The organism is Ochrobactrum sp. SFR4 (assembly GCF_019730395.1).
Classification (GTDB): Bacteria; Pseudomonadota; Alphaproteobacteria; order Rhizobiales; family Rhizobiaceae; genus Pseudochrobactrum.
On record NZ_JAAPBB010000546.1, the window covers coordinates 1 to 311 of the forward strand.

At 53.4% G+C, this 311-nt stretch carries 1 pseudogene; it reads left to right on the forward strand.

Annotated elements, in window-relative coordinates:
- A pseudogene (gene gatB, locus HBA93_RS20185) lies at nucleotides 1-311 on the forward strand (Asp-tRNA(Asn)/Glu-tRNA(Gln) amidotransferase subunit GatB); the annotation flags it as partial.

Here is a 311-nt window from a genome sequence, read left to right on the forward strand (position 1 = left end):
TGCGGAGCCGAACGCCAATGTTTCGCTGATTGATGCCGCCATGCCGGGCATGCTGCCGGTGATCAATGCGGAATGCGTGGCACAGGCCATTCGTACCGGTCTCGGACTGAAAGCGCAGATCAATCTGAAATCGGTTTTTGACCGTAAAAACTATTTCTATCCGGATCTGCCGCAGGGCTATCAGATTTCCCAGTTCAAACAGCCAATCGTGGGTGAAGGCACTGTTATCGTGTCTGTCGGTCCTGATTCCAAAGGCCAGTTTGAAGATGTTGAAGTTGGCATCGAGCGCGTGCATCTGGAGCAGGATGCCG